The organism is Curtobacterium sp. SP.BCo (assembly GCF_051903265.1).
Taxonomy (GTDB): domain Bacteria; phylum Actinomycetota; class Actinomycetes; order Actinomycetales; family Microbacteriaceae; genus Curtobacterium.
Genome location: NZ_CP194337.1, coordinates 2,884,370 through 2,909,220 on the forward strand (window position 1 = coordinate 2,884,370; position 24,851 = coordinate 2,909,220).

19 protein-coding genes are annotated in these 24,851 nt (G+C 73.1%); 8 read left to right on the top strand and 11 right to left on the bottom strand.

The annotated features are described in order from the left end of the window. Nucleotides 1–47: 47 nt before the first annotated feature. On the top strand, nucleotides 48–464 hold the full coding sequence (locus tag ACRQ4B_RS13660) for an Rv3235 family protein (RefSeq protein WP_439691946.1): 417 nt from the start codon (nucleotides 48–50) through the stop codon (nucleotides 462–464). Nucleotides 465–535: 71 nt separating this feature from the next. Here ACRQ4B_RS13660 and secA read toward each other — a convergent pair whose 3' ends face one another. The 6 genes from secA to mtrA all read right to left on the bottom strand — a co-directional run bounded on the left by secA (nucleotide 536) and on the right by mtrA (nucleotide 9,281). After that, nucleotides 536–3,316, bottom strand: coding sequence for a preprotein translocase subunit SecA (secA, locus tag ACRQ4B_RS13665; protein ID WP_439691947.1), 2,781 nt, complete (start codon nucleotides 3,314–3,316; stop codon nucleotides 536–538). A gap of 153 nt (nucleotides 3,317–3,469) precedes the next feature. After that, a complete protein-coding gene (gene hpf, locus ACRQ4B_RS13670; protein WP_439691948.1) occupies nucleotides 3,470–4,180 on the bottom strand; it encodes a ribosome hibernation-promoting factor, HPF/YfiA family in 711 nt (236 codons plus the stop codon). A 150-nt stretch (nucleotides 4,181–4,330) separates the two neighbouring features. Next, nucleotides 4,331–5,032, bottom strand: coding sequence for a ComF family protein (locus ACRQ4B_RS13675; protein ID WP_439691949.1), 702 nt, complete (start codon nucleotides 5,030–5,032; stop codon nucleotides 4,331–4,333). A 96-nt stretch (nucleotides 5,033–5,128) separates the two neighbouring features. Continuing rightward, nucleotides 5,129–6,811: an LpqB family beta-propeller domain-containing protein gene (locus tag ACRQ4B_RS13680; RefSeq protein ID WP_439691950.1), complete on the bottom strand. Its 1,683-nt coding sequence runs from the start codon at nucleotides 6,809–6,811 to the stop codon at nucleotides 5,129–5,131. Then, nucleotides 6,811–8,601, bottom strand: coding sequence for an MtrAB system histidine kinase MtrB (gene mtrB, locus ACRQ4B_RS13685; RefSeq protein WP_439691951.1), 1,791 nt, complete (start codon nucleotides 8,599–8,601; stop codon nucleotides 6,811–6,813). Before mtrB ends, ACRQ4B_RS13680 begins: the two co-directional genes overlap by 1 nt. Nucleotides 8,602–8,606: 5 nt before the next feature. Further along, nucleotides 8,607–9,281 (bottom strand): MtrAB system response regulator MtrA, encoded by a 675-nt coding sequence (mtrA, locus tag ACRQ4B_RS13690; RefSeq protein WP_439691952.1) that lies wholly within the window; start codon nucleotides 9,279–9,281, stop codon nucleotides 8,607–8,609. A 161-nt stretch (nucleotides 9,282–9,442) separates the two neighbouring features. Between mtrA and ACRQ4B_RS13695 the strand changes: the two genes are divergently transcribed. Genes ACRQ4B_RS13695 through ACRQ4B_RS13715 form a run of 5 tightly spaced genes read left to right on the top strand, consistent with a single transcriptional unit; the run spans nucleotide 9,443 to nucleotide 15,087 of the window. After that, nucleotides 9,443–10,858 (top strand): glycerophosphoryl diester phosphodiesterase membrane domain-containing protein, encoded by a 1,416-nt coding sequence (locus tag ACRQ4B_RS13695; protein WP_439691953.1) that lies wholly within the window; start codon nucleotides 9,443–9,445, stop codon nucleotides 10,856–10,858. After that, nucleotides 10,855–11,493: a DUF4129 domain-containing protein gene (locus ACRQ4B_RS13700; protein WP_439691954.1), complete on the top strand. Its 639-nt coding sequence runs from the start codon at nucleotides 10,855–10,857 to the stop codon at nucleotides 11,491–11,493. Before ACRQ4B_RS13695 ends, ACRQ4B_RS13700 begins: the two co-directional genes overlap by 4 nt. Then, nucleotides 11,490–12,743 (top strand): DUF4350 domain-containing protein, encoded by a 1,254-nt coding sequence (locus ACRQ4B_RS13705; protein ID WP_439691955.1) that lies wholly within the window; start codon nucleotides 11,490–11,492, stop codon nucleotides 12,741–12,743. The genes ACRQ4B_RS13700 and ACRQ4B_RS13705 overlap by 4 nt, the downstream gene beginning before the upstream one ends. After that, nucleotides 12,740–13,735 carry an AAA family ATPase gene (locus ACRQ4B_RS13710; protein WP_439691956.1) on the top strand — a complete coding sequence of 332 codons (996 nt, stop codon included), beginning with the start codon at nucleotides 12,740–12,742 and terminating at the stop codon, nucleotides 13,733–13,735. The genes ACRQ4B_RS13705 and ACRQ4B_RS13710 overlap by 4 nt, the downstream gene beginning before the upstream one ends. Next, the gene (locus tag ACRQ4B_RS13715; protein WP_439691957.1) at nucleotides 13,735–15,087 is read left to right on the top strand and encodes a DUF58 domain-containing protein; all 1,353 of its coding nucleotides are present in this window, start codon (nucleotides 13,735–13,737) and stop codon (nucleotides 15,085–15,087) included. The genes ACRQ4B_RS13710 and ACRQ4B_RS13715 overlap by 1 nt, the downstream gene beginning before the upstream one ends. Here the strand turns inward: ACRQ4B_RS13715 and ACRQ4B_RS13720 are convergent. Beyond that, complete coding sequence (locus ACRQ4B_RS13720; RefSeq protein ID WP_439691958.1) at nucleotides 15,084–16,079, bottom strand: stage II sporulation protein M; 996 nt, start codon at nucleotides 16,077–16,079, stop codon at nucleotides 15,084–15,086. The genes ACRQ4B_RS13715 and ACRQ4B_RS13720 overlap by 4 nt on opposite strands. A 65-nt stretch (nucleotides 16,080–16,144) precedes the next feature. Between ACRQ4B_RS13720 and ACRQ4B_RS13725 the strand changes: the two genes are divergently transcribed. Beyond that, a complete protein-coding gene (locus tag ACRQ4B_RS13725; protein ID WP_439691959.1) occupies nucleotides 16,145–17,014 on the top strand; it encodes an RDD family protein in 870 nt (289 codons plus the stop codon). Nucleotides 17,015–18,085: 1,071 nt separating this feature from the next. Here ACRQ4B_RS13725 and ahcY read toward each other — a convergent pair. Both ahcY and ACRQ4B_RS13735 read right to left on the bottom strand, forming a co-directional pair. Next, nucleotides 18,086–19,564, bottom strand: coding sequence for an adenosylhomocysteinase (gene ahcY, locus ACRQ4B_RS13730; protein ID WP_439691960.1), 1,479 nt, complete (start codon nucleotides 19,562–19,564; stop codon nucleotides 18,086–18,088). Between the two features lie 103 nt (nucleotides 19,565–19,667). Further along, the gene (locus ACRQ4B_RS13735; RefSeq protein ID WP_439694402.1) at nucleotides 19,668–19,883 is read right to left on the bottom strand and encodes a DUF3499 family protein; all 216 of its coding nucleotides are present in this window, start codon (nucleotides 19,881–19,883) and stop codon (nucleotides 19,668–19,670) included. A gap of 56 nt (nucleotides 19,884–19,939) precedes the next feature. On the opposite strand from ACRQ4B_RS13735, the gene ACRQ4B_RS13740 reads away from it, so the two are divergent. Then, nucleotides 19,940–20,380 carry a hypothetical protein gene (locus ACRQ4B_RS13740; RefSeq protein WP_439691961.1) on the top strand — a complete coding sequence of 147 codons (441 nt, stop codon included), beginning with the start codon at nucleotides 19,940–19,942 and terminating at the stop codon, nucleotides 20,378–20,380. A 170-nt stretch (nucleotides 20,381–20,550) separates the two neighbouring features. On the opposite strand, the gene ACRQ4B_RS13745 is transcribed toward ACRQ4B_RS13740, so the two are convergent. Both ACRQ4B_RS13745 and ACRQ4B_RS13750 read right to left on the bottom strand, forming a co-directional pair. After that, a complete protein-coding gene (locus tag ACRQ4B_RS13745) occupies nucleotides 20,551–21,954 on the bottom strand; it encodes a DUF5719 family protein (RefSeq protein ID WP_439691962.1) in 1,404 nt (467 codons plus the stop codon). Further along, nucleotides 21,951–24,788: a glycosyltransferase gene (locus ACRQ4B_RS13750; RefSeq protein WP_439691963.1), complete on the bottom strand. Its 2,838-nt coding sequence runs from the start codon at nucleotides 24,786–24,788 to the stop codon at nucleotides 21,951–21,953. Before ACRQ4B_RS13750 ends, ACRQ4B_RS13745 begins: the two co-directional genes overlap by 4 nt. Between the last annotated feature and the right edge of the window lie 63 nt (nucleotides 24,789–24,851).

Here is a 24,851-nt window from a genome sequence, read left to right on the forward strand (position 1 = left end):
TCGAATGTTGCACTCCTCATACGCTCAGGCCGACGAAAGGGGCAGGGGTGGCCGAGGAAGCACGCCGTATCGACGAGGACACGGACCCGACGGCGGGGGTCACGCGGCTCACCGCCGTCTCCGCGCCGACTGACGTCGAGGACACCGCCCGGGCGTTGGGCCTGTGCGTCGCCGAGATCCTCACCGGGGCACGGGACGTCGACAGCATCGCCCGGTGGATCACCGACGACGTCCAGCGACACCTGCAGCAGCGGGCCGCGGTGGCGGCGCGGTCACGGCGCCTCGGGAGACGCTCTCGCGCCCGTGCGTTGCTCCGTGTCGGGAGCGTCCTCGTGTGCCGTCCCGCCGACGGGGTCGCCGAGGCGACCGTCGTCGTGCACACCCGCAGTCATGCGCGTGCCGTGGCGATGCGCCTGGAGGAGCGGCAGGGGCGCTGGCGCGCGACCGCGGTGGGCGTGCTCTGAACGGACGGGAGGGACGGTGCCAGCTGGCACCGTCCCTCCCGTCCGTGTCGCGTCGCCGCAGCGACCCGGCGTCAGTTCTTCTTCGCGGCCTGCCGGCGCTCCGCACGGTTGCCCGCCGCGGCCTGGCCGGAGGCGGTCGCCGCGTTGCCGAACGCGGAACCCTGCTCGGGTCCGGCAGCGGCCTCGGCCTCGGCCTGCGCCTTCTGGGCACGCGCCGTGGCGGCCTGCTCGAGGCGGCCACGCTCGTCGCGCACCTCCACCTCGCCGTCGATGGACGGTGCCGAGTACTCGAGCCCGGAGACCTCGTCCTCGCCGAGACCCTTGGCCTCGATGACGGCGTTCTCGCCGTCGGACTGGACCTGCACCTCGAGGTTGAACAGGTACCCGACGGATTCCTCGCGGATCTGGCCCATCATGCTCTGGAAGAGCGCGTACCCCTCGCGCTGGTACTCGACCAGCGGGTCGCGCTGGGCCATCGCGCGGAGGCCGATGCCGTCCTTGAGGTAGTCCATCTCGTAGAGGTGGTCACGCCAGCGACGGTCGATCACGGAGAGGACCACGCGGCGCTCGAGTTCACGCATTGCCTCGTCGCCCAGCATGTCCTCACGCGTCTGGTAGGCGAGCTTCGCGTCGGAGAGGATCTCGCGGCCGAGGAACTCCCGCGTCGCCTTGCCCTTCGAACCGGCCTCGGTGATGACCTCGTCGATGGAGATCGAGATCGGGAACAGCGTGCCGAGCTCGGTCCACATGGCGTCGAGGTCCCAGTCGTCCGCGTTGCCCTCGCCCGTGTGGGTGTCGATGACGTCGTCGACGACGCTCTGCAGGAACGCCTGCGCGCGGTCGTGGATGTCGTCGCCCTCGAGGATGTGTCGGCGGTCGCTGTAGATCGCCTCGCGCTGGCGATTCAGGACGTCGTCGTACTTCAGGACGTTCTTGCGGATCTCGGCGTTGCGGCCCTCGACCTGCGCCTGCGCCGAACGGATCGCGCGGCCGACGAGCTTGTTCTCGATCGCCAGGTCGTCCGGCACGTTCGAACGGCCCATCAGGCTCTCGGCGGCGCCGGAGTTGAACAGGCGCATGAGGTCGTCGGTCAGCGACAGGTAGAACCGGCTCTCGCCCGGGTCGCCCTGACGGCCGGAACGACCACGCAGCTGGTTGTCGATGCGGCGGGACTCGTGGCGCTCGGTGCCGAGGACGTAGAGGCCGCCGGCTTCGCGGACCTTGTCGCCCTCGTCCTTGATCTCGGCCTTGACGCGGTCGAACACGTCGTCCCACGCTGCCTCGTACTCCTCCGGCGTCTCCGTCGGGGACAGGCCCTTGGCGTGCATCTCCTGCACGGCGAGGAACTCGGAGTTGCCGCCGAGCATGATGTCGGTACCACGACCGGCCATGTTCGTCGCGACCGTCACCGCGCCGAGTCGACCCGCCTGTGCCACGATCGCGGCTTCACGAGCGTGGTTCTTGGCGTTCAGGACCTCGTGCTTGACGCCCTTCTTGGCGAGCAGCTTGGAGAGGTACTCGGACTTCTCGACGCTCGTGGTGCCGACGAGGACCGGCTGGCCCTTCTCGTGGCGCTCGGCGATGTCCTCGGCGACCTGCTCGAACTTCGCCTTCTCGTTCTTGTAGACGAGGTCGGTCTGGTCGATGCGCTGCATCGGCTTGTTCGTCGGGATCGGGACCACGCCGAGCTTGTAGGTGGACATGAACTCGGCCGCCTCGGTCTCGGCGGTACCGGTCATGCCGGAGAGCTTCTGGTAGAGGCGGAAGTAGTTCTGCAGCGTGACGGTCGCGAGGGTCTGGTTCTCCGCCTTGACCTCGACGCCCTCCTTCGCCTCGATCGCCTGGTGGATGCCCTCGTTGTAGCGGCGGCCCATCAGGATGCGGCCGGTGTGCTCGTCGACGATGAGCACCTCGCCGTTCATCACGACGTAGTCCTTGTCGCGCTTGAACAGGGCGACGGCCTTGATGGAGTTGTTCAGGAACGAGATGAGCGGGGTGTTCGCCGACTCGTAGAGGTTGTCGATGCCGAGGTAGTCCTCGACCTTCTCGATGCCGGGCTCGAGCACGCCGACGGTGCGCTTCTTCTCGTCGACCTCGTAGTCCTCGCCCGGGGTGAGGCGGGTGGCGATGGACGCGAACTCGGTGAACCAGCGGTTCGCCTCGCCCGAGGACGGCCCGGAGATGATGAGCGGCGTGCGGGCCTCGTCGATGAGGATCGAGTCGACCTCGTCCACGATCGCGAAGAAGTGGCCGCGCTGCACCATGTCGGAGGACTGCCACGCCATGTTGTCGCGCAGGTAGTCGAAGCCGAACTCGTTGTTCGTGCCGTAGGTGATGTCCGCCGCGTACTGCTCGCGACGCTCCGCCGGCGACTGGTTGGCGATGATGCAGCCGGTCGTCATGCCGAGCGCCCGGAACACGCGGCCCATGAGCTCGGACTGGTACGAGGCGAGGAAGTCGTTGACGGTGATGACGTGCACGCCGCGGGACGGGATGGCGTTCAGGTAGGCCGCCGTCGTCGCGACGAGGGTCTTGCCCTCACCGGTCTTCATCTCGGCGATGTTGCCGAGGTGGAGGGCGGCGCCGCCCATCAGCTGCACGTCGAAGTGCCGCATGCCGAGGGTCCGCTTCGAGGCCTCGCGCACGGCGGCGAACGCCTCGGGCAGGAGGTCGTCGAGCGTCTCGCCGTTGGCGTACCGCTCGCGGAGCTCCTTCGTCTCGTCCTGGAGCTCCTCGTCGGTCAGGCTCGCGAAGTCGTCCTCGAGGTCGTTGATCGCCGAGGCGTACGCCTTCAGCCGTCGGAGGGTGCGTCCTTCACCGATGCGGAGGACCTTCTCCAGCACGTTTGCCACGTGAGCTCCTTACGAGATCGTCCGCGCGACCTGCGCGATGCGAACAGCCAGTCATGCTAGCAACCCGGTCGGGCCCGCCGCTGGGAGCGGCGCAGCAGTGCGCGGCCCGCGAACGGACCGCGCACGGCTGGATCGGGTGGTGACGGGCGACCGTCAGGCGATCGCTGCCGCCGGTTCGGCCGCCGACTCGTCGGCCGCGGCCGATCCACCGCCGGTCTGGTCGTCGATGCCGATGACGCCGTAGTCCCAGCCCTTCCGCCGGTAGACCACGCTCGGTCGGTGCGTCTCCGCGTCGACGAAGAGGTAGAAGTCGTGTCCGACGAGCTCCATGAAGTAGAGCGCGTCGTCGACCGTCATGGGCGACGCCTCGAACACCTTGTGCCGGATGACCACGGGGCTGTAGACCTCGGTGTCCTCGTCGGTCGCCTCGTCCGTGACGACGGGGACCGCTCCGGTCGCGACGTCCTCGATGAGCTTGCCGGTCGCGGGGACCACCCCCATCCGCTCGAACGCGGTGCCCGAGGCCTCGGACACGGAGGTCGGGCGGTGCCGGCCGCGGTGCACCTTGCGGCGGTCGCGGGCTCGGCGCAGTCGCTCCATGATGCGGGCGAACGCCAGGTCGAACGCCGCGTACTTGTCCGACGCGGCGGACTCCGCCCGCACGAGCGGCCCGGGGCCGATCAGCGTCAGCTCGACGCGGTCCTCGCCCTGCGACCCGCCGGACTTCTCGTTGTGGCGGCTGATGCGCACCTCGAACGCGAGGGCGCGGTCGGCGAGCACGTCGATCTTCTCGGACTTCTGTTCGACGTAGGTGCGGAATCGGTCGGTGACCCCGATGTTCCGGCCCGTGATCGTCACGTCCATGTGGCGGCTCCCATCCAGACTCAGCGCGTCGCCTCCATCCGGCGATCCTGAACGCCTTGTCGCGAGGCTAGACCCGACGACCGTCCGGCGTCACGCGATGTCGGTGAGTCGTGCCGGACACCCACCGGACACACAGTGGCCACCGAGGGTTCACCCGTCCACGCTCGCGACGGCGACCAGTCGGACGACCCGACCGCCGGCGGCCCGGACGGCGCGCACGGCCTCGGCGAGGGTGACGCCGGTCGTCACGACGTCGTCCACCACGACGACCGTCCGCCCCCGGACCCCGACGGCGCGGAGCGTGCCGACCGTGGCCGCCACGCGTTCCACCGCCGACCGTTCCTTCTGCCCGGGGCCGGCCCGGGCACCCTGCCGCCCGTGCTCGGCTTCGCGCCGTCCGGCCGGCGCGGACTGGCGGACTCGCACCCGTGACAGCCGTGGTGGCCGCCGCACACCCCCGCGCGCGAGCAGCAGCACCACCGGGTCGAACCCGCGCCGACGCGCACCCTGCGGCGACGGCGGCACCCGCAGCAGCACGGTGCCGGACGGGGACTCGGCGAGCGCCGTCCGCACGAGTGCACCGAACCGCGCGCCGAGCGGTCGGGCGAGGTCGACCCGGCCGCGGAGCTTCAGCTCGAGGAGCAGCGTCCGGACGAGCCCCTCGTACTCGAAGGCGGCATCGAGTCGGACCCCGGCGACGAGGCGCACGCGACGCGGGGCCGCGGCGAGGGACGATCGGCAAGAGGTGCACAGCGCACGGTCGGCCACGCCGCAGCCGACGCAGGCGACCGGCAGGAACAACCCGAGCACCGCGAGGGCCGCGTCCCGCCAGGGGTGGTGTGGAGCCGTCATGGCCACGATGGTGCCGGTGACCGCGTGTCGGGCGTGGGCCGACGGGACGGACGGTGGACGGGCCTCCAGGCAGGGGCGCCTGTGGAGGACGAGCCGTCAGCGCTGGACGCCGAGCACGTCCGCGGTGACGCCCGTCGTGACCCAGCCGCCGCCGGTGGACTGCACGACGGAGCCGTCCGACATCCGCAGGAGCATGGACCCGCCGCTGCCCCCGGCGATCGTCGTCGCCCGGCCGTCCGGCTGCGGCAGGGTGCTCGACTGACCGCCGACCGTCGTCCGGACGATCTCCGGGCCGGACGGGGTCTGCCCGACGGACGCGACGTCGGAGTCGCTGATCCAGGCGGCACCGACGGCGGTCCCGGTCGCGGCCTGCACGCGCACGGGCGGGCCGAACGCGGTCGGGGTCCGGTCGGATCCGCGGACGACGCCCATCACGTACAGGCTCGGGCCGTCGCTGGTCTGGATGAGTGCGAGCGCGCGGGTGGAGTCGCGGGAGATCTGGAACGACACGAGCTGTCCGCTCGGCAGGGTCGTCCGGACCGGGTGCGTCGCGCCGGTGGCCGAGTAGGCCGTCACCGTCCGGGTGTTCTTCGCCGAGGCGACCCACACGAACCCGACGTCGTCGATCGAGGGTGGGACGAGCCCCGGCGTCGCGTCGACGCGGAGGTGGTCGCGACCGCGGACGACGAAGACCCCGTCCTCGTTGCCCACTGCGGCGCCGGTGCCGGAGGCCGAGAGCGCGAACGACGACGGCTTGAGGCCCGCGATCTCGTCACCGAGGCCGTTGCCGAGTTCGGCGACCTTGCCGCCCGACGACGCGTAGCCGACGGAGCCGTCGTCGTCGACGAGCGGGCGGGCGTCGACGTCCGGGTTCTGGACCGCTTCGGGCGCACCGCCGGTCTCCGGGACGGAGAACGGCGCGCCCTCGGCGGTGATCGCCACGGATGAGATGGTCGAGACGGAGGCGAGCGACTTGCTCAACTGCTCCCGCATCCGCGACCGGTCCTCACTGCTCGCGCGCAGGGCGTTGCTGGAGAGGTCGACCAGGGCGGTGCCGTTGTCGATCGTCACGGCGTTCAGGGAGAGCTGCGTGCCCTCCGGGAACGACGAGACGGCGGCGCCCTGCAACCAGTCGGCCGGACCGGCGAGCAGCGCGCTGGCGATCCGGGTGCTCGTCGACGAACGGGCGAGGAACCAGCGCTCGTCGGGGACGAGGTACCGGTAGGTGGGGTCGAAGAAGTAGAGCGCGTGCTGCTGGAACACCGAGTCGAAGCTCACCGGCGACAGGATGATGCCGTCCGGCGCGTAGGCGATGCGCCACTCGCCGTCCTCGCGGGTGAACCGGAACGTCAGGGTCGACGACGTGGGTCGCACCGCCTGGGTGTACTCGCCGTCGGAGTCCACCGTCGCGCTCGCGGTGAGCGTGTAGGTGAGTTCGCGTTCACCGACCCGCTCGACCGCGGGGCTGCCCTGCCGGACGGTGACGCCGCGGCGCGGGTTCCACTTCTCGGCGAAGCCCGACGCCAGGAACTGCCTGGCGATCGCGTAGTCGTCCGCCGCGCCCGTCCCGGCGGCGATGAACCCGCGGAGGATGGCGGTCTGGTCGGACCCGGCGATCGGCTTGTCCGGCCGGTAGTCGACGCCGGACAGCGACTCGTCCTTGATCGTCTGGCCGGAGCGGACCGGACCGTCGGTCGGGATCGCCGCGCAGGCGGACACGGCGACGACGGTCACCGCGGCGAGCGCCACGGCGACGAGGTGTCGGAAGCGGGTGCGCATCAGTCGTCCTCCCGGACGGCGCGGGGGCCGTCGTACGACTCGTCGAGGTCGGGCAGCGGGATCGCCGACGTGGTCGCGCCGACGTGCTCGCCGCGGGGCAGGGTCAGCACGAACGTGGACCCCTCGCCGGGGCGGGACCACACGTCGATCCGACCACCGTGCAGGTTCGCGTCGCCGAGGGAGATCGCGAGCCCCAGGCCGGTGCCCCCGATGGTGCGCTTGCGGCTCGGGTCGGCCCGCCAGAACCGGTCGAACACGCGGGCGGCGTCCTCCGGGGGCATGCCCATCCCCTGGTCACGGACGGCGATCGCCACCGTGCGGGCATCGCTGTCGACGACGACCTGCACGGGCTTGGCGTCCCCGTGCTCGATCGCGTTGCCGACGAGGTTGCGGAGGATCCGGCGGACCCGTTTGGCGTCGAGCTGCATGGTGGTGTGGCCGCCGGGGGTCACGAGCTGCAGGTCGGTGCCGGCGCGTTCGGCGAGGGGACGGAACTCGTCGACGATGTCGGTGGCGAGCGCCGCGGGGATCACCGGCTCGGGGTCGAGCTGCACCGCCTGCGCGTCGAACCGGGAGATCTCGAGCAGGTCGGCGAGCAGCAGCTCGAACCGCTCGATCTGCGTGTGCATGAGCTCCGCGGACCGGCCGACGGAGGGCTCGAACGCGTGCCGCGAGTCGTAGAGCATGTCGCCGGCGAGCCGGATGGTGGTGAGCGGGGTCCGCAGCTCGTGGGAGACGTCGGACACGAACCGCTGCTGCACCCGGGAGAGCTCGGCGAGCTGGGTGATCTGGCGGCTGACGGCGTCCGCCATGCCGTTGAAGCTCCGTGCCAGCGTCGCGATGTCGTCGTTGCCGCGCACCGGGATGCGTTCGTCGAGGCGGCCGGCGGCGATCTTCCGGCTCGTCTCGGCGGCACCGCGGATGGGGACCACGACGAGCCGCACGACGAGCGAGGTCACGAGGGCGATGAGCACCATCAGGGCGACGCCGCCGATGGAGAGGGTCTGGGAGACGAAGTCGAGCGTCTGCTGCGCGTCGGAGAGGTCGTACACCAGGTACAGCTCGTACTGCCCGGCGCTCGGGATCTGCAGCGTCGACCCGACCGCGAGGCCGGGCTGCCGCCGCCCGTCGTCCTCGAGCCGGACCGGCTGCAGGCTGAGCTTGCCGGTGTTCTTGCCGACCTCCTTGCGGAGCACGTCGGTGATCACGGCGTCCGGGAACCCCTGGCTCGCGACGTTCTGGACGGTCTGCGGGCCGGGCTGGTCCGGGCTCCGCTCGATCGCGATGCTCGTGCCACCGGGACTCGTGGTGTTCGACAGGATCGCCTGCTGCGCCTCGCTCTGCAGCGTCTCGAGCTCGGTCTGGTTGTTGTCCTCGCCGGCGGTCGCGGCGTCGAAGATGCCCTGCGCGACGATGGTGGCGCGCGCGGACTCGGCCTCGATCTGGTCGCGGCGTTGCGCGTAGACGTTGTTCGAGATGCTGATCATCACGGCGGTGCCGATGATCGCGATCGCCAGGCCGGTCGTCATCACGGTGATGGCGACCGAGCGGAACATCAGGGAGCGGCGCCACAGGTACGCGACACCCCGCCAGCCGCGTCGCACCCAGCGACGGACCCGCCGGCCGGCACGACCGAGCGTGCCGCGCCCGGTCGACGTGCCGAGCGCGGACGACGTGCGCCCGGACGACGTGCGGCCGCCCGACGGCGCACGGCTGCCGGACGGCTCACGGCTGCCGGACGGCCCGCGACTGCCGGACGGCCCGCGACTGCCGGACGGTGCTGGCGGCACGGTGGTCAGGCCCCTCCGGCCCGGTACCCGACGCCGCGCACCGTGGTGACGATCTTCGGGTTGTCGGGGTCGTGCTCGATCTTCGCGCGGAGCCGCTGGACGTGCACGTTCACCAGGCGGGTGTCCGCCTTGTAGTGGTAGCCCCAGACCTGCTCGAGGAGCATCTCGCGGGTGAACACCTGGTTCGGCTTCTCGGACAGCGCCCGGAGCAGGTCGAACTCGAGCGGTGTGAGCGCGATGACGGCGTCGCCCCGGCGGACCTCGTGCCCGGCGACGTCGACGGTGAGGTCCCCCACGTGCAGCACGGTCGCGTCGGCGGCGGTCGGCCGCAGGCGGGTGCGGATGCGGGCGACGAGCTCCTTCGGGTTGAAGGGCTTCACCACGTAGTCGTCGGCGCCGTTCTCGAGCCCGGCCACCACGTCGGCGGTGTCGCCCTTCGCGGTGAGCATGATGATCGGGGTACCGCTCTCGGCGCGGATCCGCTTGCACACCTCGATGCCGTCGATGCCCGGGAGCATGACGTCGAGGAGCACCAGGTCTGGCTTCGTCCCGTGGAACGCGTCGATGGCGTCGTTGCCGTCGGCGCTGAACTCGGGTTCGTACCCTTCGGAGCGGAGGACGATGCCGATCATCTCGGCGAGGGCCTGGTCGTCGTCGACGACGAGGATGCGCGGTGTCATGTGATGTGGACTCCGTGTGACGTGCGGCGGTGCTGCGTGCGGCGGTGCCGGGTCGGCACTCGCGTCCTCACGATAGCCGAGGCCCCGTCGGGTGGCGTTTTCCGACAGGATGGTGTCGTCCGCGCGTCCGCTGCGCGGACGAGGACCACGAGGGGGCGGCGATGTCCGATTGGCAGACTCCGGGTGCGGCCGGCGACGGCGACCGCGACCGGCCTGGAGGCACGCCCCGGCCGCCCGGGCAGCACGCGCCTGCATCGTGGTCGGCTCCGGGGCAGTGGTCGCCGCCGCCGCGGCCGCCGGCCGGGTCGCGCCCCGTCATCCCGTTGCGTCCGCTCGGCCTCGGGGACGTCCTCAGCGGCGCGTTCACCGTCTTCCGGCGCAACGCCCGGGTGCTCCTGCTCTGGAGCGTGCTGCTGAGCGGCGTGCTCGGCCTGCTCGCCACCCTCGTCAGCACCTTCGGGCAGCGGGCCCTGCAGTCCCGGATGCTGTCGGCCGTCGACGGGACCGGCGGGTCGGACGCGGTCGTCGCCGGCTCGCTGACGCTCTGGATCGTCCTGTCCGTCGGACTGCCGTTCCTGGCGTACCTCGGGCGCGGGTTCCTCGTCGCGCCCGTCGCCGCGGACACCGGGCAGCGCGTCCTCGGCCGCCGCGCGACCTTCCGCGGGCTGTGGGCGCTGCTCGCCGGTCGCCGGTGGTCCGTCGTCGCGTGGATCCTGCTCCAGCTCGCCGCCGGCCTGGTGATCGGCGTGGTGTTCGTCCTCGTGCTCGTGGGCTTCGTCGGCGCGCTCAGCGCCGGCGGGTCGAACGGCTCCGGGGTGTGGACGTTCATCCTGGCGGTCCTGCTGATGTCGCTCGGCCTGACGGTCCTCCTGGCGTGGCTCGCCACGAAGTTCGCCTTCACCGTCCCCACGATCGCGCTCGAGGGCCGGTCGGTGTTCTCCGCGGCCGCGCAGTCCTGGCGACTCACGCGCGGCGCGTTCTGGCGGACCTTCGGCATCCTCCTGCTGGTGCAGGTGATGTTCTCGTTCGCGGTGTCCATCGCGTCGTTTCCGCTGACCATCGGCACCGTGCTCGTCGGCGGCACGTTCGACCCGCTCGGGCAGACCGACGCCTCGTCGGGCATCGGGGTCGGCGGCGTGATCGCCGTCGTCGTCGGCAGCCTGCTCGCGATGGCGGTGCAGTGCATCACCGACGTGCTCGGCGGCTCGGTGACGACCTTCCTGACGATCGACCGCCGGATCCGGACCGAGGCGCTCGACCAGCGGATCGCGTCCCACCTGGAGACCGGTCAGCCCACCGACCCGTTCGCCCCCGGACCGCCCGTCGCCCGACCGCCGTGGCCGGGCCCGCAGCAGTGGGCGGGGCAGCCTCCTGCACAGCCCTGGCCGGGGCAGCAGCCCGCGACCCAGTGGCCCGGGCAGCCGACCGGCCAGCAACCGTGGCCGGGGCAGCCCGCGCCGCAGCAGCCGTGGCCGGGGCAGCAGCCCACGCCGCAGCAGCCGTGGCCCGGGCAGCAGGACCCGCCGCCGCAGTGGGGCGGCGCGCCCGGTCGGTACCCGCCGGACGGACGGCCGTGATGCTCGACCCCGACGACGCACGACGGCTGCTCGAGCGCGAACTCGACCGGTCCGAGTACGACGGCGCGCACGTGACGTGGTGGGACCGCGCCTCCCGCGCGTTCCTCGACTGGCTCGGCTCGCTCCGCGCCGACGGACTCGGCTCGCCCGTCGTCGCGCACACCCTGCTCTGGGTGGCGGTGATCGTCCTGGTCGCCGTCATCGTGCTCGTCGTCGTCGCCCGGGGACTCCCCCGTCGCCGTGCCCGCCTGGCGGCGGACGACCTCGGCGGCGTGTTCGACGACGACGACCTCCGCTCCGCCCGCGAGATCGGCGATGCCGCGCGTGCCGCACTGCGCGACGGCGACTGGTCCGTCGCGGTGCTCGAGGGGTACCGCGCCCTCGCGCGGGGCCTCGGTGAACGCGACCTCGTGCAGGACGTCCCCGGCGCCACCGCCCGCGCGATCGCCGGGCGTGCCGCCGCGGTGTTCCCCGACCAGGCGACACGACTCGACGCTGCCGCGCGCGTCTTCGACGACGTCCGCTACCTGGGGGTCGACGCCGTCGAGGCCGATGCCCGCGCCGTCCTGGACACCGAGCAGACGATCCGCACCGCCCGGCCCGTGCGCCCGACGACCCCGGCGGTGCCCGCATGACCACGACGGCTCCGGCCCCGACCGGCTCGCAGACGCCGCCCGGGTCGTCCCGCGCGCCGCGCGAGGGACGCGGACTCCGCATCGGCTTCTGGGTCGCGATCGTCCTCGTCGGGCTGCTCCTCGCCGCCCTGACCGCGGTGGTCCAGCGGTCGGGCGACCCGGCGACCGACACGCTCGATCCACGCTCCGCGACGGCGAGCGGCGCGAAGGCGCTCGTCCGGGTGCTCGGACAACGCGGCACGGACGTCCGTGTCGTCGACCGCGGTGACCGCGTCACCGGCGGCACGGTGTTCATCGACGACTCGCAGGGGGCGCTCGACCCGGCCGTCGCCCGGCGGATCGCCCGACAGGCGCAGCACGTCGTCCTGGTCACGACGAACCCGACGACCCTCGACGCCTTCGGCCTCGACGTCGAACCGGCGTCCCAGGTCGGCGGCGACGACACCGCATCGACCAGTGCGTGCGCCATCCCCGCGGCCGCAGCTGCCGAACGCGTGACGACGACGGGCTACGACTACCGGGTGAAGGACGGCGCGCGCACCCCCGCCGGCACGGACCTCTGCGCGCCGACCGGCACCGGCGCCGACCGCGGTTACGGCCTGGTGCGGACGGCGACCCCCGCGAGGGACGTCACCCTCGTCGGCACCACCGCCGCGTTCCGGAACGACACGATCACCACGGCCGGGAACGCCGCCCTCGCGCTCGGCCTGCTCGGCACCGACGACGGCGGGACGCTCACCTGGTACACGGCGACGTTCGCTGCGCCGGACGCGGCGCCGACCCTCGGCTCGCTCGCCCCGCCGTGGGTGCCGAGCGCGATCGCGCTGCTCGCGCTCGTCGCGGTCGCAGCCGGGGTCTGGCGCGGCCGTCGCCTCGGACCGCTCGTGGTGGAACGGATGCCGGTGGTCGTCCGTGCCGCCGAGACCACCGAGGGTCGGGCGCGGCTGTCGGCCAGGACGCGCGACCGCACCCACGCGCTCGACACCCTCCGCGTCGCCGCGGTCCGCCGGATCGCGCGTCGGCTCGGACTCCCCCGCTCGGCACACGTCGACGAGGTCGTCCGCGCCGCGGCCCACGCCACCGGCACCCCCGACGTGCAGGTCGGTGCGGTGCTCGTCGGCGGACCGACCCCGGACGACCGGGCCCTCGTCGCGGGAGCCGCCGCCCTCGACGACCTCGAGCGCGCCGTCCGCGCCGCGACGACCGGCGACCAACAGACCGACCACGACCTCCGAGGAGCACGACCGTGACCGATCCGTCCCCCACCCAGACCCAGCAGGCCACCCGGGCCGCCGATCCGCTGCGCGACGCGTTCGGGCGGCTCCGCGCCGAGGTCGGCAAGGCCGTCGTCGGACAGGAGGGCGCCGTCTCGGGGATGATCGTCGGCATCCTCGCGCAGGGCCACGTCCTGCTCGAGGGGGTCCCCGGCGTCGCCAAGACCCTGCTCGTCCGGAGCCTCGCCGCCGCGATGTCCCTCGACACGAAGCGCATCCAGTTCACGCCCGACCTGATGCCCGGCGACGTCACCGGGTCGCTCGTGTACGACGCGTCCACGGGCACGTTCCCGTTCCGCGAGGGCCCGGTCTTCACCAACGTGCTGCTCGCCGACGAGGTGAACCGCACGCCCCCGAAGACCCAGTCGGCACTGCTCGAGGCGATGGAGGAACGCCAGGTCAGCGTCGACGGCGACGCCCGAGCACTCCCCGACCCGTTCTTCGTCGCGGCCACCATGAACCCGATCGAGTTCGAGGGGACCTACACGCTCCCCGAGGCGCAGCTCGACCGCTTCCTGATGAAGCTGACGCTCGACATCCCGCCGCGCGACGTCGAGTGGCAGGTGCTCCGCCGCCACGCCGACGGCTTCGTGCCCCGTGACGTCCGGTCCGCCGGCATCCGCCCGGTGCTGGGTGTCGACGCGGTCCTCGCCGCCCAGCGCGCCGTCCGCGGCGTCGGCGCCCGGGACGACGTCCTGGCGTACGTGGTCGACCTCGCCCGAGCCACCCGGCAGGCGCCCTCGGTCCGCGTCGGGGTCAGCCCGCGTGGCGCCACCGCGCTGCTCGCCGCCGCGAAGGCGTGGGCCTGGCTGACCGGCTACGACGCCATCACCCCGGACCACGTGCAGGCGATGCTGCTGCCGGTCTGGCGGCACCGGCTCCGCGTCGCCGCGGACGCCGAGCTCGAGGGCGTCGGCGCGGACGGCGTCCTGCAGCATGTGCTCGAGCAGGTCCGGGTGCCGATCTAGTGGCGGTCTCCGGCCGGTTCGTCGCACTGCTCGCCGTCGCGATCGTCCCCACCGTGCTGTTCGGCACCGGGTGGGCCGGTCTGGCGTGGGCGGGCGTCGTCGTCCTCGCCGCCGTGCTCGACCTGCTGCTCGCCGCCGACCTCACGCGGGTCCGGGTCGAGCGGCGGATGCCACGGCTCGCCCGGCGCGACACCACCGCCGACGGCACCCTCGTACTCGCCAACGACGGCTCCCGCCCGCTCCGGGCCGTCGTCCGGGACATGTGGGAGCCCTCCGCCGGACGCGCGCCGCACCGCTCCCGCATGCACGTGCCCGCCGACGAACGACGGACGACGCGCATCCGGTTCGCACCGTTCCGCCGCGGTCGCCGGGTCAGCGCAGGGGTCGCCGTCCGGGCGTTCGGTCCGCTCGGCCTCGCCGCCCGCCAACGGGTGCTCGACGCACCGGGCGAACTCGTCGTCACGCCGCCGTTCCGGTCGCGGCGGCACCTGCCGTCGCGACTCGCACGACTCCGCGAGCTCGACGGCGAGACGACGCTGCAGCTCCGCGGCCACGGGACCGAGTTCGACTCGTTGCGCGACTACGTGCGCGGTGACGACGTCCGCTCCGTCGACTGGCGTGCCACCGCACGTCGACAGGACCTCGTCGTCCGCACCTGGCGCCCGGAACGCGACCGGCGGGTCATCGTCGTCGTCGACGCCGGACGAGCCGGAGCCGGTCGTGTCGAGGACGAACCGCGACTCGACACCTTCATCGAGTCGGCGCTCCTGCTCGGTGCGCTCGCGGCGGCGGCTGGCGACCGCGTCGACCTCGCGGTGCTCGACGACGCCGTCCGCGACCGCGTGCACGGTGCCACCCGCACCGACGTCGTCCAACGGTTCGGCGAGACGCTCGCACTCGCGGAACCGGGCCTCGCCGCGACCGACTGGTCCGCCGTCCCCGGGCTCGTCGACTCGATCACGACCTCGCGGGCGTTCGTCGTGCTCGTGTCCAGCCTGGACTCCGTCGGCGCCTCGGGCGACCTGCTCGCCGTGCTGCCCCGCCTCGCACGGCGGCACGCCGTCGTCGTGACCAGCGTCACCGACCCGATGGTCGAGCGGATGGCGAGCGGGGCCCCCGACCCGGCCGCAGCGGGACGGGGCGCACGGGTCCGACGGGTGTCGGGCCTCCAGTCCGGCGCAGAGCGCGACGTCTACCGACGCGCCGCCGCGGAACGCACCCTGCTCGACGCCGACGGCGTCGCCGACGTCGCACGACGTGCCGGAGCGGAGGTGGTCCGCGCCACACCGGAGCAGGTGCCCCCGCTCTTGGCGGACGCGTACATCCGGGCGAAGGCGACCGGTCGGCTCTAGTCCGCGACGAGCGCGGACGACCCGCGCTCGAACTCCTCGAGGTCGCCCCGAACGCCCGCACGGTGCGCCCGCCCACCGAGCACCCACTGGTACCAGAGGACCGCGGCGAGGGCGACCGTGCCGATGCCGATCTTGACCGGCCACGGCCAGTCCTGCCGGGTCACGGTGCCCTCGACGATGCCGGACAGCAGCAGCGTGAGCGTCAGACCGACCGCAATCGTGATGAGCGCGCGGCCGTCCTCCGCGAGGGCCTGCGCACGGGTCCGGGCTCCGGGTGCCACCCACGACCAGAAGATCATCAGCCCGGCGGCGCCCGCGAGGAACACCGAGTACAGCTCGAGCTGCCCGTGCGGGGCGATGTACAGGAAGAAGTCGCCCAACCGGCCCTCGGAGTGCATGATCGCCGCCGAGACCCCGAGGCTGATCGCGTTCTGCCCGATGGAGAACGGGACGAACAAGCCGGTGATCCCGAACGCCACCATCGTCGCCGCGATGTACGCGTTGTTCGTCCAGACCTGCGCCGTGAACGCACCGAGGCCGTGGTCGGAGTAGTACGCCTGGAAGTCCTGCGTCGCGTACTGCCGGAGCGCCTCCGGCGTCCCGAACGTCGACGTCGCCCCCGGGGTCGTGCTGATCCACACCGCGACCACGGCGGCGATCGCGGCCGTCGCCAGGGCCACCCAGATCGTCACCCACCGGATGCGGTACAGCGCCGCCGGCAACTGCACGGCGAAGAACGACGTCACCGCGGTGAGCGGATCGACCGGGGTGCCGGTGAACCGGAGCCGCGCGCGGAACAGGGTCAGGGAGAGCCGGTCGCCGACGGCCGTCCGCGGTGCCGCGCCACGGATCCGCGCCAGGTCGGTCGCGCCCTGCTGGTAGGCGGAGACGAGCCGGTCGACGTCGGCACCCGACGCATGCCGGGCCCGGGCGAGGCGGTCGAGTTCCTGCCACCGCTCGCGGTGCACCTCGGTGTAGGCGTCCAGGTCCACAGCGTCTCCCCCGCTCGTCCGGCCGGGTCTCGCCCGTGGCGTCCCGCTTCCGACAGAATGATCCCATGCCGAAGACCCGCGCGCCGCGTGACCTCGCCGATGCCCGGTTCGTCCGCGCCCTCGACGACACCGCGGACGAACTCGTCGTCGGCGAAGCCGTCGCGCTCGACGTCCAGCCCGCCGGCATCGCGCTCCGACTGGCAGCGGCACTGCTCGACGGGGTCTGCCTGGTCGCGCTCTCCGCCATGCTGATGATCGGCCTCTCCCGGGTGTGGCCGAGCGACCTCGACGACGCGTGGGCAGCCGCACTGCAGATCGGTGTCCTGGTCGGCGTGCTCGTCCTCGTCCCGGCGGCCGTCGAGACCGTCACCCGTGGCAAGAGCGTCGGCCGGTACGCCACCGGCACCCGGGTCGTGCGGCTCGACGGTGGCGCGATCGGCTTCCGGCACGCATTCGCCCGCGCGCTCGTCGGACTGTTCGAGCTCTGGATGACGATCGGCTCGGTCGCCCTCCTCGTCGCGCTGTTCGGATCCCGACCACGGCGGCTCGGCGACCTGCTCGCGGGGACGTTCGTGCAGCACGAGCGCGCGACGAAGTACCGCGATCCGCAGGTGGTGCTGCCCGTCGAACTGGTCTCGTGGGCCGGGGTGGCCGACGTCTCGGCGCTCCCGCAGCGGCTCGAGAACCGGTTGGGAGCGTTCTTCCGCGGGGCCGCCGACCTCCGCCCGGAGCTGCGGGAGTCGACCGCGCGGGCGCTCGTGGCGCAGGTGGCGGAGTTCGCGCACCCGGTGCCGGCGGTGCACCCGGAGGTGTTCCTCGCCGGGGTCGTCGTGCTCCGGCGCGAGCGGGACCTGCGGGCGCTGCGGTCCCGGGCCGCGATGCTCGACGAGGCCGCGGAGCGGGCGTCGGCGCGGCCGCCGGGCTTCCCGCGCTGACGCGGGCGCGGCGGGCGCGCGGCGCGGCCGGGCGCGGCGGGCGCGCGGCGCGGCGCGGATCCGCACAACCGAGATCGGCTCGAACCGCGTGATCCAGCGGTTCGAGCCGTCGTTGGTTGTCCGTAACGGCCCGCCGGCCTTCGCCGCGCGCCGCCGCCGACGTCCCGAGCGCGGCCGCGGTCGCCGCGGTCGCGGCCGCGGCTGACACCGCGCCCCTTCACGAACACCGCGCCCCGGAGGCCCGGGGCGCGGTGTCCGGATCGGGGCGCGGTCAGACGAGTCGGGCCACGCCAAGCCGACGCGGGCTGGCGTCGCACAACCGAGATCAGCTCGAACCGTGGGACCCCGCGGTTCGAGCCGTCGTTGGTTGTCCGTAACGGCCCGCCGGCCATCGCCGCGCGCCGCCGCCGACGTCCCGAGCGCGGCCGCGGTCGCCGCGGTCGCGGCCGCGGCTGACACCGCGCCCCTTCACGAACACCGCGCCCCGGAGGCCCGGGGCGCGGTGTTCGGATTGGGGCGCGGTCAGACGAGTCGGGCCACGCCAAGCCGACGCGGGCTGGCGTCGCACAACCGAGATCAGCTCGAACCGTGGGACCCCGCGGTTCGAGCTGATCTCGGTTGTCCGGCGCGGCCCGTCGGCCATCGCCACGGGCCACCGCCGACGTCACAGGCGCCCCCGCGACCGCGGCGACCGCGGCCGCGGTCGCCGCGGTCGCGGCCGCGGTCGCCGCGGTCGCGGCCGCGGCTGACACCGCGCCCCTTCACGAACACCGCGCCCCGGAGGCCCGGGGCGCGGTGTTCGGATCGGGGCGCGCTCAGCTGAGTTCGGCCACGCCAAGCCCGGCGCGGGCTGGCGTCGCACAAACGGAACCGGCCCGAACCGTGGGATCCCTCGGTTCGGGCCGTCGTTGGTTGTCGGTCTCGACGCGTCGGCAGCCCACGAGCGGCACGTCGCACGCAGGCTGGCACCCCGGGTCGGGCCTGGAGGCACGGTGCCAGCAGTCATCGCAGCGCCGCACCACCGCCACCACCGCCACCGCGGCCCGGCTCACGGACGAGCCGAGGGTGGCGTCAGTACCGGTAGTGCTCCGGCTTGTAGGGCCCCTCGACCGGCACGCCGATGTACGCCGCCTGCTCCGGCCGGAGCTCGGTGAGCTCGACGCCGAGCGCCTCGAGGTGCAGTCGCGCGACCTTCTCGTCGAGGTGCTTCGGCAGCACGTACACACCGGTCGGGTACTCCGAGCGCCGGGTGTGCAGCTCGATCTGCGCGAGCACCTGGTTCGTGAAGGAGTTGCTCATCACGAACGACGGGTGCCCGGTCGCGTTGCCGAGGTTCATCAGGCGCCCCTCGGAGAGCACGAGGATCGAGCGACCGGTCGGCAGGCGCCACTCGTGCACCTGGGGCTTGATCTCGACCTTCTCGACCCCGGGCAGGGACTCGAGACCGGCCATGTCGATCTCGTTGTCGAAGTGCCCGACGTTCGCCACGATCGCGAGGTGCTTCAGACCGAGCATCTCGTCGACACCGACGACGCCGAGGTTGCCGGTGCAGGTGATGACCATGTCGACCTCGCCCACGACGTCCGCCAGACGTGCGACCTGGTAGCCGTCCATCGCCGCCTGGAGTGCGCAGATCGGGTCGACCTCGGACACGATCACCCGGGCACCCTGACCACGCAGCGCCTCGGCCGCACCCTTGCCGACGTCCCCGTACCCGACGACGAACGCGACCTTGCCGCCCATCAGGACGTCGGTCGCGCGGTTGAGCCCGTCGGGCAGGGAGTGCCGGATGCCGTACTTGTTGTCGAACTTCGACTTCGTGACGGAGTCGTTGACGTTGATGGCGGGGAACTTCAGTTCGCCGGTGCGTGCGAGCTCGTACAGACGGTGCACGCCGGTCGTCGTCTCCTCCGTCACGCCCTCGATGTCCGCGGCGATGCGGGTCCAACGGTCGGTCGAGTGCCGGAGCGACGCGGCGACGGTGTCGAGGACGATCTTCCACTCGGTGCTGGCGTCGGCCCCGGCGTCCGGGACGCGACCGGCTGCCTCGGCATCGGCGCCGGTGTGCACGAGCATGGTGGCATCACCGCCGTCGTCGAGGATGAGGTTCGGTCCGGTCCACTCGGCACCCGCGGCGCCGGCTTCGGCCGACCAGTCGAAGATGCGGTCGGTGCACCACCAGTACTCCTCGAGCGTCTCGCCCTTCCACGCGAACACCGGCACGCCGGCCGGCGACTCGGGGGTGCCCGTCGGACCCACCGCGATGGCCGCCGCGGCTTCGTCCTGCGTCGAGAAGATGTTGCAGCTCGCCCAGCGGACCTGCGCGCCGAGCGCCACGAGGGTCTCGATGAGCACCGCGGTCTGCACCGTCATGTGCAGCGACCCGGCGATGCGTGCGCCGGCGAGCGGCTGCGAGGCGCCGAACTCCTCGCGCAGGGCCATCAGCCCCGGCATCTCGTTCTCGGCGAGCCGGATCTGGTGGCGGCCGGCCCCGGCGAGGGCGAGGTCGGCGACGCGGAACGGAGCGGCAGTGCGGGCTTCGGTGGGCATGCGGTCCAGTCTTCCATGCCGGGAGGCGCGGGTCGTCAGACGACGGCCGCCCTGTGGACGGGCCTCCACGTCCGCCCCCTGTGGAGGGATGCGTGGACCGGGATCAGTCCGCCTCGCGCCGGAGCGGCTCGCGCCGCACCACCTGCCAGCCGCGCGGCACCCGGAGCAGGCTCGCGTGCCGGGCGCAGAGGTCGTACCCGTGCGGTTCGACGCGGCCGGACAACGGCCCGACGACCACCATGGAGTCGCCGTAGTCGTACGTCAGTGTCGCCGCAGCGCTCGCGCCGCAGGCGACCTTGCTGCAGATCCGGACGTCCATACCGGTCACGACCCTACCGGAGCGGCCGCGAGCCGCCGCGCGCGTACGATGTCAGGATGCGCCGCAGGACACGTCTCGTCACCCCGGTCGACCGTGGTCGAGGCCGCTCCCGGCACGGTCGCGGTGGTCGGTCGAGCGTGACCGGCCCGGAGCTCGCGCCCATCATCACCCGTGCGGAGACCTTCGACCGCATCGTCGGCGACACCGCGCACTACCTGCTGGGGCTCTGGCCGGACGAGCTCGCGGGCGTCGTGTTCCAGGTCGCGGACATGCCGACGGACGCCACGCTGCCGGACCACATGCCGCGGTGGCGGGTCGACCGCGAGCAGCGGCGGTTGACGGTCTTCCGGATCCCGGTCGAGCGGGTCACCCGCAGCCCGGAGAAGGACGACACCGACAAGCGCGTGATCATCGAGACCGCCGTGTTCCGCGCCGTCGGGGAGCTGATCGACAAGGACCCGTGGGACCTCGCCCCCGACCGCTACCGCCACTGGTGACGGCCCGCCACCGCTGACGGCCCGCCAACGGTGGCGATCCGCCACGGCTGACGACCTGACACCGCTGACGACCTGACACCGCTGACGACCCGGCACGGCTGCCGACCCACCACGGCTGCCGAGCCGCCACGGGCACGGTCCACCGTCCGCGGCGACCCGGCCCGGACCGGTCAGGGGTAGACGCGCACCGGCGTGGAGACCTCGGTCGCGGCCCGCACCGGGAACCCGGCGATGCCGTCGTCTCCCTGGTAGGTCACACCGGCGACCAGCCCCGACGTGCCGGTGAGCTGGAGCTGCGTCGCCACCGGCACCCCGACCGTGGCCGTCCCGCTGGCGACGACGTCGATCCGCTGCTCTTGGGACCCGGACCGGACCGTGACCTCGGCGTCGGACCGGGTCGGGTTGACGAAGGTCATGCGGGGCGCGTCCCCCGGCGCGACGGCCGTGATGGTCGAGGCGCCGAGCGGCTCCGCCGACGCGAACCACGCGAGGTCGGTGCGGCCGTCCTCGGTCGGCGAGGTCGTCCGTGCACCCGCGACGAGCGGCTCGGTCGAGGTCACCGTGAACGAGTAGCGCCCGTCCGGGAAGTCGTCGAGCGACACGTCGGTCACCACCCCGGGCTCGGCGGTCGCGTTCACGGTGGACCCCCCACCGTCCGCGGTCGTGATGCCGAGGGTGACCCGTGCGGCCTTCGTCCCCGGGACGAACAGCCGGACGATCGGGGCGGCGTCGGCGGTGTCGTCACCGCGCTGCGCCTCCTGGGCGCCGAGCAGCACGACGCCGGCGATGACCTGCCGACGAGCAGGCGCGGCACCGCCGGAGACGATGTCGAACCCGCCCGGGGTGAGGGTGCGGACGACGGTCTCCTGCATGTGCGCGACGATCTGACCGCCGGACGACTCGACGTGCACGACGGTCGATCCCTGGTCGGAGACGAAGCCGGACAGCGGGACGACCTTCTGCGTGTTCGGCGCGACGACGATGCCGGTCGTGCCGGGCGCGCTGACCGTACCGGTGCCGTCGTAGACGGCGAGGTCGACCGTGGCGTTGACGTCGGTCGGGTTCGACAGTGTGACGAGGCTGGTGCGTCCGGTCTCGGTCGAACCGCCGACCAACCACGTCGACTGGCTCGGGTCGTCGCACGATGCAGCGCCCATGCCGACGAGGTCGCCGCTCGAGACGCTCTGGTAGCTGCTGCCGGCGACCTGCGGGGTGGTCTTCCCCGCCGGTGCGGTCAACAGCCGCGGGTCGCTGCCGCCGGTGGTCGACGGATCGAGGGCGGACCGTTCGACCGTCGAGCCCGTGGTGGCGGTGGCGACGGTGGCGGACCCGACGGTGCTCGCCTTCGTCGCGTCGTTGCCGGCGTCGTCGGACAGGCGAAGGGCACTCCCGGCGCACACGCGCTGGGCGTCGGCCGGGACGGGGGTGACCGTCTTGCCCGCGGGACGGCCCGGGTCGGTCTCGGTCCCGATCGCGTGCGCCGCGGTGACGGCACCGGCGGCGACGACCACGGCGACCGCGGTCGCGGTGCCGCGGACGACCCAGCGGCGGACGGAGGCGGAGTTGGTGCTCATTCGTCGCGCTCCTCGTCGAAGGTGGTGGCGGGTTCCTCGGCCTCGATGACGTTCGAGGTGGCACGGCGTCGGCGGGGTGCGGTCGGGACGGCGAGCAGGGCTGCGGCGCCGAACACGACGCCGAGCACGATGAGGTACAGCACGTGCGTGGCCCGCGCGGCGGTCGAACCGGTGGAGGTCCGGTCGACGTCGCCCTCGTAGTGGAACAGCTGGCCGCTGGTGGTCTCACCGATGCTCGTGAAGAGCGCGTTCTGCCCGATCGCCCCGGCGGCGCGGTCGTGGACCTCCTGCGCCCCGGCGTCGTCGGACGGGTCGTCGAGCAGGACGAAGCTCACCCCGAGCTGGCGCAGTGCCGGCTGCGGGTCGTAGCCGCTCCGGCTGGCGAGGTTCCCGGCGAGGGTGGCGAGCTGTGCCCCGGACCGGCTCAGGGTCAGCGCCGTCGAGTCCAGCGTGGACTGGTCGTCGAGCGTCGACCCCTGGCCGCGCTCGAGCGAGACGGCGAGCGAGCCGTCGTCCTGCGGCTGCACGACGAGCGTGCCGACGTCCGGGTTGGCCTGCGCCTCGGCGTTCACGTAGGCACTGAGGACCCGGCCGGTGGTGGGCTGGATGACGGCGTTGCCGAGGTAGAAGGCACCGAACGCCGGCGCGACGGCCACGGCGCCGAGCACGGTCGCGGTGAGTCCGGCGACCGGGGCGAGGCGCGGCAGCACGTCGATGCCGATGCACGCCGCGGCGACGATCGCGAGCCAGTAGACGGACAACCCGCTGCCCGGCCAGACGATCGTCGTCGTCGACCCCACACCGGTGACGGTGACGTGGGTGGCGGCGAAGGCGGTGGCGAACCCGAGCAGTGCGACGACGAGCGCGGCACCGGCGACCGCCCAGCGGTGTCCGAGCATCGCACCGAGGGCTGCGGCGGCGATCGGCAGGGCGAGGACCGCCATCAGGATCGGCAGGATCGCGGTGAGCGTCCCGAGCCCGGCGGTCGTCGGGAGCCAGCCGCTCCAGTCCGGCACCGGCTGGCCGATCGCCAGCTGGAAGGCCGACGGGGCGCGGGTCGCCGACGGGACGCCGGGGTCGGCGAACACGGCGAGCACGTTGCCGCGGGCGATCTGGGCGAGCACGAGCGGCAGGAACAGGACCGCGGCCGGCACCGGGATGAAGACCCGTCGGTGCGCGCGGCGCCACCCGACGACGAGCGAGACGAGCCACGCGACCAGGAGCACCGGCAGCAGGGACGGCGCCGAGGCCGCCACGACCGCGAACAGCAGCGAGGCCCCGGACGCCCACGCCCAGGAGCGGTGCGCCTCGAGCACGGCGAGGAACAGCCAGGGCAGCAGCACGTGCGCGATGACGGCGCCGAGGTGTCCGCTCGTGACGGCGCCGACGAGCGTCGGGGCGATCGTGTAGAGGGTGGCACCGATCACCGGCACCCAGGCGCGCGTCGTGACCTTGCGCACCGCGAACCAGGCGCCGAGCGCGGCGACCGGGAACGCGACGAGCATGACGAGCACGACCGAGGTCGACGGCGACCAGAACGTGATGGACCCGAGCACGGCGACGACGGCCGCGAACGGGTCGGACGGTCCGGTGAACCCGGTACCGATGGAGTGCCAGCCGTACCCGACGTTCTGCCAGAGCCGGGCGACGTCGGTGCTGAGCGGCAGGAGTCCCCCGCCGGTCAGTGCCGGCGATCCGAGCAGCGGGTAGAGCGTGACGACGCTGAGGACGGCCGCCGCCAGGACGACCCAGATCCCGCCGTCGCCGAGGAACGAGGCCCGTGCGATCGGGGCGTCCTCGACGCGGGCGAGCTCGACGTCCCTGGACGTGGTGCGTCGTTCGTGGACCCGCCGCCAGCTCACCCGGAGCGGTTCGACGGCGGCCCACCCGAGCTTCTTGTTCCGGGCGAGGACCTTCCGGGACCGTCCGGTGCCCCCGCCGAACGCCACCGCGAACGCCGCGGCGAGTTCGCCGTTGACGGCCGCGGGGTGCTTCGCCACGAGGTGTCCGACGGCGCGTGCGAGGGCGAACGGCACGAGGGTGAGCCAGTGGATCCACAGCACGCCGGCGGGCGCGTACGTCATCCGCCGGTGCAGCTGTGCCTGGCGGTGCATCCGCACCCGACGGCTCTCGGAGACACGCTTGCGGCCGAACTCCTCGATCGGGCCGGCGGTCGTGACGCGGGCCTCGGGGACGACGGCGACGCGGTGGCCGGCCAGACGGACCCGGACGCAGAAGTCCAGTGCGGCGTCGACGTTCGGCAGTGCCGGGTCGAAGCCGCCGAGCTCGTTCCAGACCGATCGGCGGACGAGCATGCCGCCCGCCGCGACCGCCAGCACGTCGGTGTGCCGGTCGTGCTGACCCTGGTCGAGCTCGTCCTGCACGAGGACGAGCGACCGGCCGAAGCGGGTCATGCTCTCGCCGAACGCGCGGATGAGGGACGGGTCGTCGACCGCGACGGACTTCGGGCCGGCGACGACGACCGACGGTGCGATCTCGACCGCCGAGAGCAGGTCGGCGAGTGCCGTCGGCGACGGTGCGTTGTCGTGGCCGAGCAGCCAGAGCCACTCGTCCACGGGTTCGTCCGCGACGACGGGCGGCGCTTCGCGCTCGCCCCGGGCCACCGCCTCGCCGAAGGGGCGGCCGGCGGGCAGCCGGAGGAGTTCCGCGGACCCGCCGAACGACAGGTCCTGGGTCGAGCCGTCGGTCGACCCGAGGTCGACGACGACGAGGTTCTCCGGGTGACGGGTCTGGGCCGCGAGCGCGTCCAGGGTCCGGTCGAGGTGGTCCGCCCCGTTGGCGGCGACGAGGATCGCGGTGACTCTGGGCTGCATGACGGGCGTCACTCTACGGTCTGGAGGCGCGGCTCGGCCTGCGCACGACGGCGCGCCGTGAAC

Coding starts and splice junctions, on each gene's coding strand:
- hpf (WP_439691948.1), bottom strand. CDS start 4,180: ATGGACGTGACGATCACGGGCCGGAACATCGGGGTCACCGACCGATTC.
- ACRQ4B_RS13675 (WP_439691949.1), bottom strand. CDS start 5,032: ATGACGGCTCCACACCACCCCTGGCGGGACGCGGCCCTCGCGGTGCTC.
- ACRQ4B_RS13680 (WP_439691950.1), bottom strand. CDS start 6,811: ATGCGCACCCGCTTCCGACACCTCGTCGCCGTGGCGCTCGCCGCGGTG.
- mtrA (WP_439691952.1), bottom strand. CDS start 9,281: ATGACACCGCGCATCCTCGTCGTCGACGACGACCAGGCCCTCGCCGAG.
- ACRQ4B_RS13695 (WP_439691953.1), top strand. CDS start 9,443: ATGTCCGATTGGCAGACTCCGGGTGCGGCCGGCGACGGCGACCGCGAC.
- ACRQ4B_RS13705 (WP_439691955.1), top strand. CDS start 11,490: ATGACCACGACGGCTCCGGCCCCGACCGGCTCGCAGACGCCGCCCGGG.
- ACRQ4B_RS13725 (WP_439691959.1), top strand. CDS start 16,145: ATGCCGAAGACCCGCGCGCCGCGTGACCTCGCCGATGCCCGGTTCGTC.
- ahcY (WP_439691960.1), bottom strand. CDS start 19,564: ATGCCCACCGAAGCCCGCACTGCCGCTCCGTTCCGCGTCGCCGACCTC.
- ACRQ4B_RS13735 (WP_439694402.1), bottom strand. CDS start 19,883: ATGGACGTCCGGATCTGCAGCAAGGTCGCCTGCGGCGCGAGCGCTGCG.
- ACRQ4B_RS13740 (WP_439691961.1), top strand. CDS start 19,940: ATGCGCCGCAGGACACGTCTCGTCACCCCGGTCGACCGTGGTCGAGGC.
- ACRQ4B_RS13745 (WP_439691962.1), bottom strand. CDS start 21,954: ATGAGCACCAACTCCGCCTCCGTCCGCCGCTGGGTCGTCCGCGGCACC.
- ACRQ4B_RS13750 (WP_439691963.1), bottom strand. CDS start 24,788: ATGCAGCCCAGAGTCACCGCGATCCTCGTCGCCGCCAACGGGGCGGAC.